The sequence below is a fragment of the Nostoc sp. ChiQUE02 genome (assembly GCF_034531305.2).
Taxonomy (GTDB): domain Bacteria; phylum Cyanobacteriota; class Cyanobacteriia; order Cyanobacteriales; family Nostocaceae; genus Nostoc.
In genome coordinates, this window is the sequence record NZ_JAVRBN020000001.1 from 93,501 (window position 1) to 105,673 (window position 12,173).

At 42.0% G+C, this 12,173-nt stretch carries 10 protein-coding genes; 5 read left to right on the top strand and 5 right to left on the bottom strand.

Features of this window, described 5'->3' with window-relative positions; genetic code table 11:
- Positions 1-202 precede the first annotated feature (202 nt).
- Positions 203-1,975 carry a ribonuclease J gene (locus tag RM347_RS00420; RefSeq protein ID WP_322722087.1) on the top strand — a complete coding sequence of 591 codons (1,773 nt, stop codon included), beginning with the start codon at positions 203-205 and terminating at the stop codon, positions 1,973-1,975.
- Between the two features lie 96 nt (positions 1,976-2,071).
- Here RM347_RS00420 and RM347_RS00425 read toward each other — a convergent pair whose 3' ends face one another.
- The gene (locus RM347_RS00425; protein ID WP_322722088.1) at positions 2,072-2,983 is read right to left on the bottom strand and encodes an AAA family ATPase; all 912 of its coding nucleotides are present in this window, start codon (positions 2,981-2,983) and stop codon (positions 2,072-2,074) included.
- A 199-nt stretch (positions 2,984-3,182) separates the two neighbouring features.
- Positions 3,183-4,379: an anion transporter gene (locus RM347_RS00430; RefSeq protein ID WP_322722089.1), complete on the bottom strand. Its 1,197-nt coding sequence runs from the start codon at positions 4,377-4,379 to the stop codon at positions 3,183-3,185.
- 527 nt (positions 4,380-4,906) lie between these two features.
- On the opposite strand from RM347_RS00430, the gene RM347_RS00435 reads away from it, so the two are divergent.
- Positions 4,907-5,284: a Mo-dependent nitrogenase C-terminal domain-containing protein gene (locus RM347_RS00435; protein WP_322722090.1), complete on the top strand. Its 378-nt coding sequence runs from the start codon at positions 4,907-4,909 to the stop codon at positions 5,282-5,284.
- 106 nt (positions 5,285-5,390) lie between these two features.
- Here RM347_RS00435 and RM347_RS00440 read toward each other — a convergent pair whose 3' ends face one another.
- Positions 5,391-7,313 (bottom strand): caspase family protein, encoded by a 1,923-nt coding sequence (locus RM347_RS00440; protein ID WP_322722091.1) that lies wholly within the window; start codon positions 7,311-7,313, stop codon positions 5,391-5,393.
- 199 nt (positions 7,314-7,512) lie between these two features.
- Here RM347_RS00440 and RM347_RS00445 point away from each other — a divergent pair, with 199 nt between their 5' ends.
- From RM347_RS00445 to RM347_RS00455, 3 genes are all read left to right on the top strand, one after another.
- The gene (locus tag RM347_RS00445; protein ID WP_322722092.1) at positions 7,513-8,004 is read left to right on the top strand and encodes a hypothetical protein; all 492 of its coding nucleotides are present in this window, start codon (positions 7,513-7,515) and stop codon (positions 8,002-8,004) included.
- A 248-nt stretch (positions 8,005-8,252) separates the two neighbouring features.
- Positions 8,253-8,426, top strand: coding sequence for a 50S ribosomal protein L32 (gene rpmF, locus RM347_RS00450; RefSeq protein WP_012407602.1), 174 nt, complete (start codon positions 8,253-8,255; stop codon positions 8,424-8,426).
- 307 nt (positions 8,427-8,733) lie between these two features.
- The gene (locus tag RM347_RS00455) at positions 8,734-9,357 is read left to right on the top strand and encodes a sulfite oxidase-like oxidoreductase (RefSeq protein WP_322722093.1); all 624 of its coding nucleotides are present in this window, start codon (positions 8,734-8,736) and stop codon (positions 9,355-9,357) included.
- A 54-nt stretch (positions 9,358-9,411) separates the two neighbouring features.
- Here the strand turns inward: RM347_RS00455 and RM347_RS00460 are convergent, their stop codons facing one another.
- Both RM347_RS00460 and RM347_RS00465 read right to left on the bottom strand, forming a co-directional pair.
- A complete protein-coding gene (locus tag RM347_RS00460; protein ID WP_322722094.1) occupies positions 9,412-10,794 on the bottom strand; it encodes an aldehyde dehydrogenase in 1,383 nt (460 codons plus the stop codon).
- 191 nt (positions 10,795-10,985) lie between these two features.
- Entirely contained in the window at positions 10,986-12,131 is a 1,146-nt protein-coding gene (locus RM347_RS00465) for a hybrid sensor histidine kinase/response regulator (RefSeq protein ID WP_322722095.1), read from the bottom strand.
- Between the last annotated feature and the right edge of the window lie 42 nt (positions 12,132-12,173).

The following is a 12,173-nucleotide window of genomic DNA, read 5'->3' on the forward strand; positions in this document are numbered from 1 at the left end:
GCAATTTAAAAACCTGTGCTAGGACTGATAGATATAGTATGAATCCTTGAATGTACAGTCGATTTTATTGAATAAAAAATTGAAGATTTCAATTAAAACTTGATTGCTTTCAGACTGACTTAAGAGACAGATAATGTTGTCTTAAATACAAGGAAAGTTAACTATCAACTTAATTAACCACAAGTAACAATCTAAGGAGAAAATGGCTAAAAACGAAGCTAATAATTCCGCCTTGAAAATTATTCCTTTGGGCGGTTTGCATGAAATTGGGAAAAATACTTGTCTTTTTGAGTATGACGATGAAATCATACTGTTAGATGCAGGATTAGCTTTTCCCACAGAGGCGATGCATGGAGTAAATATTGTTCTGCCAGATACGACTTACCTGCGAGAAAATCGCCACAAAATTAAAGGGATGATCGTTACTCATGGTCATGAAGACCATATTGGCGGGATTGCTTTCCATCTCAAGCAATTTGATATCCCCGTGATTTATGGGCCCAGACTAGCAATGGCAATGCTAGAGGGTAAATTAGAAGAAGCTGGAGTACGCGATCGCACAGAAATCAGAACAGTTCTACCACGTGATGTGGTGCGGATTGGCAAAAACTTTTTAGTGGAATATATCCGCAACACTCACTCCATTGCTGATAGTTTTACCGTTGCCATTCATACTCCCCTTGGTGTAGTCATTCACACAGGGGATTTTAAAATTGACCATACCCCAGTGGATGGTGAAAAGTTTGACTTGCAACGTCTAGCAGAACATGGTGAAAAAGGCGTTCTTTGCTTACTGAGCGATTCCACAAACTCAGAAGTGCCAGGATTTACACCTTCAGAACGTTCAGTTTATCCCAATCTAGAGAGAGTATTTAGTCAAGCTACTGGGCGATTATTTGTCACTACCTTTGCTTCTAGCGTGCATCGCATCAACATGATTTTGGATATTGCGAAGAAGCAGAACCGTGTAGTAACGGTTGTGGGGCGTTCCATGCTGAATTTGATTGCTCATGCCCGCAATTTAGGTTACATCAAGTGTGAAGATAATCTGCTGCAACCATTGCACGCAGTCCGCAATCTCCCCGACGAAAAAGTTTTAGTTTTAACTACAGGTTCTCAGGGTGAAATGATGGCAGCAATGACCCGCATTGCCAACAAAGAACATCCTCACATTAAAATCCGCCAAGGAGATACGGTAGTATTCTCTGCTAACCCAATTCCCGGAAATACCATCGCTGTAGTCAACACCATCGATAAGTTGATGATTCAAGGGGCAAAAGTAATCTACGGTCGGGATAAGGGGATTCACGTCTCCGGTCACGGCTGTCAGGAAGAACAAAAACTGATGATTGCCTTAACTCGACCCAAGTTCTTTGTGCCATTTCACGGCGAACATCGGATGCTAGTGAAGCACGCAGAAACGGCTCAGAGTATGGGTATTCCCGCAGAAAATATGATCATTATTCAAAATGGTGATATTGTCGAACTGACTGAAGATGCTATTCGCGTCGCTGGTAAAGTGCCATCTGGTATCGAATTGGTGGATACTACTAGTTCAGGTATGGTAAGTGCCAAAGTGCTGCAAGAACGGCAACGCATGGCTTCAGAAGGCATTATTACGATCGCAGCTGCCATTGATTGGAATGGTAAACTGTTGGCTAAACCAGAAATTCACCTACGGGGTGTAGTAACAAGTGTAGAACGATCGCTGCTACAAACCTGGGTAAAACAACGCATTGAAGAAATCCTCACTGTGCGCTGGTCAGAATTTGCTCCTAGTGAAGGGGAAGCAGCAGATATAGACTGGGGTGGATTGCAAGGTACTTTAGAACGAGAATTGCAACGTTCCATCCGCCGGGAATTGCAATGTCAGCCATCTGTGACTTTGTTGATGCAAATTCCTGATGAGCCACCCGTGAAAGTTGCCGATGGCAGAAGACGACGCACTCGGACTGCTGCTCAAGTGGCATCATAGAGAATTTAAGATAAAATCTCATGTTAAAGCGCAGAGACGTAGAGTTTTTCTAACGTCTTTGCGCTTTGGTGTGAAATAGGATCTTTTATTATTGTCTTAAGGAATATCTTCAGGCATAATTTTTATCATCATTTCCTTAGTAACGTTTGGAAATTTGACAAGTCTGTTTGCCTGCTTCTCGATTGTTTTTTCAAAAATATTTCTTACCAGCCTTCCATTTCCAAATTTCTTATCTCGGCTTGCATATAAATTAGTTAATTTATTAAGTAATGCCTGCTTTGATTTATCAGTGAGCTTGAAATGATTCTGCTCACAAGTTTTTTCAAACATATTCAGTAACTCATTAGGCTGGTAGTCCTCAAAGTAAAAATATTTATTAAATCTTGACTGTAGTCCAGGATTAGCATCTATAAATCTAGACATTTCTTCACTGTAGCCTGCAACGATCACTACTAGTCTGTCCCTGTAGTCCTCCATTCGTTTTAGCAGAGTATCTATAGCTTCTTGTCCGAAATCATTACGGGAACTTTCTGGCTTTAGTGCGTAGGCTTCATCAATAAACAACACGCCGTCTAATGCTGATTCAACAAGTTCATCTACTTTAATAGCAGTTTGCCCAACATAACCTGCTACCAATCCTGATCTATCAGTTTCAACAAGATGACCTTTAGAAAGTATCCCTAGTTCTTTGTATATTTCACCCATTAAACGAGCGACAGTCGTTTTTCCAGTTCCGGGAGGCCCGCAGAATACAGAATGTAGTGTCACAGAAATAGTAGCAAGTTTTTTTTCCTGCCGGAGTTTCTGGATGTTAAGGAAATTAATGTGAGTATTAATCTCATCTTTAACATTCTTCATCCCCACCAGATTATTTAGTTGTTTAAGAACACTCTCCAATCCTTCAGAATTAGAATCATTATCAACATGGCGCTTCTTTAGCTGTTTTTTCAATTGTTCTAGTTCAGCGTCAATTTCCTCATCCCACAAACCCTTATTCCAAATAGTCATATTTTATAGCCTCTACAAGTAAGTAGCAAATGTATTCATATAAACAGGCACAATCCAAGTAAGATGTATTTAACTTTGGCTGAACCTAAAGTAGAGTTAGCAATATACACGGGTATCATTTGATTACCGCAACTCACTTTGTACAAAGTTATCTCAGATATCTCATAGACGCAAACAATAGAAATTAGAGCGATCGCCCTCAATCAACCCAGAGGTACACTAGAACTAAAGTACACACTGTTAATGGCGCTCCAAACTTTAAATGTTCCCAAAAAGTTAGCTTATAACCTAAATCAGCAGCAGCTTCTACAACTATCAAGTTGGCAACTGAACCAAACAAAGTTAGATTCCCTGCCAAAGTTGATCCAGCTGCCAACAATAGCCAATACTTAGTGTCACCTGGAGGAACTAGGGGATGCAGCAGAAGTACAGCAGGCACATTAGAAATTAAGTTAGATAAGACAACAGTTACACCCAAAAAACTCGCAGCAGAGTTGATTGCATGGGTAAATGGCTGGAGTAAATTCAACTTTTGTGTGACTCGCGTCAGGATAAATAATCCAGAAAACATTACCAGCAGGTTCCAATCCACCTTTTGCAAAATACGCTGGGGTTTAACCCGGCGAGTGATTAGCAATAAGCTAGCAGCAACTAAAGCAGACTCCCCTAACGGTAAACCGATAGTAAATGCAATTAGCAGCCCAATTGTAATGACTAATGTTTTATTAAATAACGGTTTAAAAATGCGTTGGTTGCTAGTAGGTAATGATTGGCAAGGTTTGACTGAGCGGACATCTGGGTAAAGTAGCCACAGTAATATTACCTGAATTACCAAGCCTATTAGGGCAACTGGGGCCAATACACGCAGAAAATCTAGATAGGAGATGCCTGAAAAGGAGCCAATCAGAATATTTTGGGGATTACCGCTCAAAGTTGCTACCGAGCCTATATTAGTTGCACCAGCGATCGCTAGTAAATAAGGAATCGGATTTAAACCCAAAGCTTGAGTCAGGCTCAAGGTTAAGGGTGTAAATATCAACGCTAGAGTGTCATTGAGAAAAAAAGCGGAGAGAATACCACTACCAAAAGTTAAAGCAATCAACAAACCTAGCGGACTACTAGTGATACTCAATATCACTGATAGCGATCGCCTAAAAAATCCTGCATAGGATAGGTTGGCATTAACTACCATCATGCTCAAGAGAAATACGATGGTATTGGCATCAATGGCCTGCCATGCCTCCTGTAAATTCAAAACACCTAAAGCAATTAAAAAGGCAGAACCGACCAAAGCGATAGTGGCGCGGTTCATGCGTAAACCAGGAATGTAGCCCAATGCTAACCCCAGATAAGTTAGCCCTAAGACGCCATAGATTACAAATTGGAGAAGAATCACTTTCTTTGCCGAGACTTTGCGACGACCGATGTTTCATAACTAGCCGCTCTGCATCTGCTGAGAAATCCAACCCACCTGGCTTTAAGCCGCAGCCGCGTCTACAGACTTCTCTCTACTTCTACGCCATTCAGCCAGCAATGAACAGGATGCTCTTACGTGAGAAAGTGGGAACACGGAAAGGAAAAATGCCTTCTAGGGTATTACTGATGTTTATACTTAGCAAAAATACTTTCAGAAAGACCTTATATTAAGTTCTGTAAATGTTACACTAAAACCTATCCAATGACAGATGTCTTTATTAAAATTTAAACTGTGTCAAGTTATGAACAAGATCGTAATATTACACTACCGATCCCCAGAAAATTGCGATTAACTTGACGTAGTAATAAATTAAGTTCTGACTTAAGTGGCTAATCAGGTATTACATTATATCGCAGTCAGAACGAGATTCTTCCGGGAAACTTCGTTGCCACATTGTATATATTCATCAAAAAGATGAATAGCCTCAATAACACAGAGGATTAACCATGAAGGTATTCGACAATACCACAAAAAAGATTTTTCTGGCAAGCTGGGTATCAATCAATCAAGCAGAGACTAGTGACCATAAAGTAACCCAGCTAAACCCTTCTGTTTCCAAATTTTACTGGAACATTCTCCAACCCCTACGGCAGCGGGTAGAAAACATTCAAGTCCGCGATCGCCAACTGGCTCACCGCCTGTGCAAACTGATTCCATCTCAGTGCCCCTTTGAACGTGATGTCAAATTATTTGGGAAAACCCTGTTTCACATTCCGCCCATGTGCAAGCTCAACCCCTTATATGAAGAAGTGGTTGGTTTGCGTTTTCGAGCACTGTGCTATCTAGCCGACGACTGTGGCGAAGATGTATCGCAGTACTGCTAATGCTGTTAGCGGATAGCCAGGGTTGAGGCATTGCTGAGAGAAAAGTTATGAGTAGGGAGTAATAGGTCGGGGATCAATAATATAACTCCTTATTCATAACTCCTAACTATTCTTTTACTATTTTTTTACTATTTTTTTGCCATTTTTGGATGGCATCCTGAGCATCTTCGTAAGCAGCTGTCTCCTCTGGTACTAACGCAGCGGTCGCAATTGCAGCATTACGTTCTCCTTCGGCGGCGCGACGCTTGGCCAGGTCTAAAATTTTCTCACTCCAGTTATTGATCGATTTTTGGGCAGTATCGAAGCCTGGTTCACCTGCTGGTATTTTCTTGGCAACTTCGATCGCCCGATTGTAGGTAGATGCCTGTCCGGACTTAATTAAAGCATTAGCTGCATCTAAAAGAGTTTTGTTACTCACATACTGCTTGCCCTCTAGCCGCCACAGGTTAATTGCTGCTTGTGCTTTGGCATAGGGGGCTTCATCTTTGGTGATTAATCGAGCGGCAGCTATAGCGCTTGCATACTGTCTTTGTTTAGCACGACCCTCTGCTAAATCTAAAATCATCCGGCTCCAAATCTTAATATTCTCCTGAGCTTGTTCGTACAGTGGTTCACCGGGTTGAATTTTCCGGGCTGTAGCGATCGCCAAGCTTAAATCGCTAGCCTGAGTTTGTCTAAGCGACATTTTCGCCAGGTCTAATACTGCTTGATTTCGTTTTTTTGACTCGGAACTAGAGACTATTTGGGCGCTAGATTGGTTGTTGAGTCTAACTGTTGGAGTGCGTAGGCGTAGCCCGTCGGAGACATCGTTTGGTAAATTCTGGACAACCTGGCGATCGCTAACAGTAGCATTGGGTGATGTGCTTGATATTTGCTTAATTCTAAAAGTTTCTTGATTACGCAGAAAAACTACGGCAATTAAACCTGCTACCAACAGGCTGCCTCCGCCCCATAAGATAAACTGTTTCCAAAAAGGGATGCTTGGCTGATTAGATGGCAATCGAGAGACGTAGCCTTGAGAAGAATTGGGAATAAATCTTCCTCTCGTGTTCACTCCCAAAGAAGTTTCCGGCATTGGCTGCGAAACTAAGCTGCCGGCTGACTCGTGGACTGGTTGACCCTTAGACTTCTCGACCTTATAAGCCTTTACCTGTTGGGACGAGTTCACTGTAGCTTCTCCCCATCTGCCCCGATCTGCTGAAGTTCTAGGGTAATCGTCGAGGGGAGGAGCTGCAAGGGCAACAGCAAAGGATTCTTCGGGATAAATCACCGGTTCTGCTTGCAAGTCACTTTCCATTGCCAATTTTGGCAAGATTACTTGCTGCCTTGATGGGATGATAGTGGCAGGGTTTTGAATAGGACGCCAGTGGTGGTGACATAATTTTGGCATCAGCAGGCTTAGGTAGCTTTCTAAATCTGCCAAGTTGTTGCCATTGCCAGAACGTAAAGCTTCTAACAAAGCTGCTGTAAAAAATCCGTGACCTAATTCGCTACTTTCATGGGAGAATTGCTCTGGTTGGCAAGAAAGAATTGTCGCGAGTTGTAGTTCTTGGGCTAGTTCTATTGTTTCTTCACCAACAGGAGCATCTGCTTGGGTGCCAAAAGCGCGGTTGATATCGAGTAGTAGCAATACATTCAGGTCAGCAAGTTGCAGACTTTGCATTAGCGATCGCAATTCTATGCCAGTCTCTTGCACAAGTTCGGGGTTGCCCTCTACTGGCATTAGGTAATCTTTGCCCTTGTAGTTGACCCCATAACCGCTAAAAAATAACCACAGATAGTCTTCCGGTTGCCAACTTGTCGCTGCCAAATCCTCAAGTAGCAGCAGAATATTCTCTTTAGTCGGATAGGTCGATCTATCCCCAATCGGCGGCGAAGTATCTGTCATTAACAGACAGTGTTTGGGGACAAAACCTGCATTTGTCGCCAAAAAATCCTCTAGTGCCTCAGCATCTGCTTGGGCACAACTTAAAGGTTGAAATAACTGATATTGATTGATGCCAATCGCGATCGCCCAGTAATTTGCCATCCCGCTCTTTGTCAGTTATTGTTTGCTGGTCTTAAAATTGCGGTTGGCTTTGCCAAAAAAACAAAGCTAACCTATGTCTTATAGTCTAGGTGATTCTGATCGAATCTTAAGTTAGAATGTAATTTTTATTACGTTAGCTGTCCGGAAAATACTTTCACCTAATTTCAATAAATTATCATCACTAAGGAGATAGAAGGTCATGAGCAAAATTTCTGCTCACCTACCATCATCGATCACTCCCTTTTCAGTTATTAGCCAAATTGCCAGAAGAATCCGGATAGTTCCTCTAGTAGTTTTGCTCATATCTACTGTTCCTGCGTGGTTTTTGATGGAAGCGATCGCACCTCAGGTTGTGCGAGCTTACACCGCTAGAGTTGATCTAGCTATTGACCGCCTGCCGGAAGAAAACTATGAAACCATTCTCAGGAGGGCGGAAGCGGCCGCTAGGGCAGCTGCTCAAAGAAGCTTCGACCAAGATATCTTGGTGACAGATGTTTCCATTATTGTGTCCGTACAAAATTATGGAGCGATCGCACCAGTTCTGACATTAGAAGTTAGTCGTCCCCAATGGCGATCGCGCCCTGATGCTCAAAATTGGGCAACTTACTTTAAAACTGCGCGATCGCTACTTTTCTTTGAAAATAGCTCTAATTCAGTTCCAGCAGCTAGCGGTCTGTCAACCCAAAAATGACGGGTTGAGCTAGATACAGATATAAGTCTGAGCCAAGGCTTCCTTGGTTCGGAACTTCTCCTAAGGGAGAAGCTACGCGTAGCTTCCCCGTAAGATTACAGGAGATGCAAAGAGTGTCACTCTTGGAATTCCTTCTGTCTTTGCGTCAGTTTCAACCCAACTTACTTATTCCTGACTCAACTGTTGTCTTTGGCGTCAGTGGATGGCCTAGAATAAGAAGGTTGTCAAGAATCGCGATATCTGCTGACATGGCTGTTCCTAAGAAGAAAACTTCCAAATCAAAACGAGATAAACGTCGAGCTACCTGGAGGCACAAAGCTGTCGTCGAAGCTCAGAAAGCCCTTTCTCTAGGCAAATCGATTTTGACTGGACGTTCTACATTTGTATATCCAACTGCTGAAGAAGAGGAAGAAGAATCATAATTTCTCAGTCAGGAAAAGCATGAACAGCACCGATAGATTTGATTGCCAAAGTCACAAATCAAACTTATTACCACTGGATAAACGCTTTTTATTAGCTTTCCTGATTGGATTATGAATCTTAGATACTCTACACAAGCTCATTAGATCAAAAAAAATTGGTAGTGAGTAATTGGGAACATCCATTACCCATTACCTATCATTCATGAGTAACGATCAAGTATTCATATAAAGAGTAAAACATCTGGTACTGTTGGCAACTCAGTAAAAAGCTTGTAAATAACTTGAGAAAACTTATTTTTCTGCAATTATGCTAGGAAAATTTTTTCAGAAACCAGGGAAGGAAGAGGGCGATGGCTCCGCCAAGGGCGAACGCGTTCCTCCTGGTCAACACTTAGCTAAAGGTTTCCCCGTATTAACTTACGGTGCAACTCCCCAAGTCAGCACTGAGGAATGGGAGTTTCGAGTTTCGGGTTTGGCAAAACCTGCTACCTTTAATTGGTCAGACTTTATGGCGCTACCCCAACACGAATTCACAGCGGACTTCCACTGTGTAACGCGCTGGTCTAAACTCGATGTCAAATGGACTGGCATTAAAGTTACAGATTTTATGGGTCTGGTTGAGTTAGACCCCAAGGTAGCCCACATTATGGAACACTGCTATGGCGGCTACACTACGAATATTTCTGTAGAAGATTTTATCCGCGAAGAAAACTTCTTTGCCTTTAAAGTCTTTGGTGAAGACCTTCCATCTGAACATGGTGGCCCGATGCGGCTAGTTGTTCCCCACCTCTATGCTTGGAAAAGTGCTAAGTGGATCAATGGATTGGAATTTTTAGCTGATGAAGAACTTGGTTTTTGGGAGCGCAATGGCTACCACCGCCGTGGTGAACCCTGGTCCGAGGAGCGCTACAGTAACGCTTTTGGGTTTTAATAGTGAGGATTGAGGAGGGATGAATTTTTATTCCTCACTCCTCACTCATAACTTTTAACCCAGAAGTTTTTTGATGAGGGGCAATTTGCCCTCATAGGGGGCGTATCGCCATTTTAAATCCAGCCAGAACGAGTTTTGCAATACACTTTTTTCATGGGAAAAGGTGTCAAAACTAGCTTTGCCGTGATAGTTACCAATACCGCTATCCCCTACCCCACCAAATGGTAAAGACGAGACGCCAACCTGCATTACTGTATCGTTAATACAGACTCCACCAGAGGAAGTTTCCTGCAAAACTCGCTTTTGCAGGTTTTTGTTTTGAGAAAATAAGTATAACGCCAAGGGTTTAGACCTAGAGTTAATCAAGGCGATCGCTTCTGCTATGTCAGTATATTCAATGATGGGTAGAATGGGGCCAAAAATTTCTTCCTGCATTACAGAATCTTCTAAAGAGACATTATCAATCACTGTGGGGGCAATATAACGCTCTGAAGGATCAGTTTCTCCACCAATAATAACTTTCCCATCTTTGAGAAAGTTAACCAATCGAGCAAAGTGTTTTTCACTAATAATCCTGGCATAATCAGGACTGTTTACAGGATTATCGCCATAAAATTCTTTTAGACCTTTTTCCAGCCCATTTATCAAATCTTTTTTGATTTTCTTATTAACTAAAAGATAGTCAGGGGCGATACAAGTTTGTCCAGCATTAATAAATTTACCCCAAGTGATTCGTCTGACAGTATGTTCAAGATTAATGTCAGCATCTACAATACAAGGGCTTTTGCCACCCAATTCTAAAGTAACTGGTGTGAGATATTTTGCCGCTGCTGCCATGATGATTTTGCCGACGGCTGTGCCACCAGTAAAAAAGATATGGTCAAACTTTTCTGCTAGTAGTTTTTGACTCGCTTCCACACCTCCTTCTACCACTGCAAGATAAGCTGGGTCGAAATACTTGGCGATAATCTTAGCGATGATGGCGGAGGTATGAGAAGCAATTTCTGAAGGTTTGATAATTGCACAATTCCCGGCTGCGATCGCACCTATTAACGGTGAGATAATTAACTGAAATGGATAGTTCCAAGGCCCAATAATTAAAACAACCCCTAACGGTTCTGGATAAATTCTCGCTGAGTATGAAAAAAAATCCCAGGAAACCGCTGCTTTTTTGGGCTTAGTCCAGCTTTGAAGATGTTTTATGGCGTAATCAATATCCTTAATTACGCTGATTTCTGTAAGGTAAGTTTCCACTTCTGGTTTATGTAAATCCGATTTTAGTGCCTCGACTATCGACTGTTCATGCTCAATGATTGCTTGCTTAAGATTTTTCAGTTGTTCAATGCGAAAAGTTACATCTTTAGTTTTGCCTGTTTGAAAAAACTCTCGTTGATTCTGGATAATATCGCCAATGTTAGATAATTCAGTGGTAATCATTATTTTTTCCTAACAAAAACTATTTAATCCTAACGCTGCTATATCAGCATATTTTATTCGTCAGATTTTGGGGTTAGATTTTATAATTAGAATATTTACTTTAAATTATCGGTAGATAGTAGTAAATTTATAAATTATGAATTACTAGGGTAAAAAATTCCATAATTCATAATTTATAATTACTGATTTTCTCATGTTTTGATGGGTAGAAGCACAATAAATACACTACCTTTGCCCAACTCGGAATTAAGCAGAATAATGCCTTGATGTGCCTCGACAATTCGACGAGCAAGATAGAGTCCTAAACCACTACCAGAAGTCTTGTGGCTGCCTTGGCGAAATCGTTCAAAGATGGTGGCTTGTTCTTCAGGGGGAATACCTGGGCCTGTATCCGCTATTTCAATTCTAATGTAGTCAACGAAATTGGATTTTCCAGAGAACTGAGGTTGGCTACTTTTGTCGAACTGGCGTTGAGAAGTAAGACGAATAGTCACAGAACCAGAGTCGGTAAATTTGATCGCATTCCCGATAAGATTGGTAAATAGACGATGCAGTTCTAAGCGATCGCCCATGACTGTATTTGTAATTGCCTCCTCAGTAATGTCCAAATTTAGGGACAGTGTTTTCTCTTGAGCTAAGGGTGACAATTCTCCAGTCACCTCCTCTAGCAATCGGTCTAGATTAACTGGTTGAAATGCCAAAGTTTTGCGACCTGCTTCAAAGCGATAAACTTCCAATAAGGTATTCACCATCGAAAGCAGGTTGATATTGCTACGGGCCATAATGGCGATTACCTCCTGCATTTGCGGTGATAATGCTCCTAACGCACCTTGCTGAAATAGCATCAACATGCGATCGGCGGCTACTAAGGGAGTGCGTAAGTCGTGGGTGAGGCGGGAGACAAAATCTTCTCGCTGGCGGGCAATTTCATCACGTTCATCCATACTATGCTTCAAACGCAGGAGCGATCGCACTCGTGCCAGCAATTCATCTACTGTTACAGGTTTGCGGATAAAATCATCAGCACCCAAGTCTAATCCGTGGGCGACGTTGGGCGCATCGTGGGCAGTTATTAGCAATATGGGGATGTATTGCGGCAATTTCATCTCTCCACGAATGTGCTTAGTGACTTCGTACCCATCCATACCTGGCATCATCAGATCCAGCAGAACCAAGTCACAAGGAGAAGCTTTCAATTCTGCCAAAGCCGAAATCCCATTTTCTGCGGTGCTAACTGTGTAACCTTCTTCCTCCAAAATAGTTTTGATCAAAAACACGTTATCAGGAGAGTCATCGACAACTAGAATTTTGTCAGAGCGAGAAGATTGTGAAGTCATATAGATGCAAGGTACAGGGTAAAAGTAAATTTTTAGCGAAAC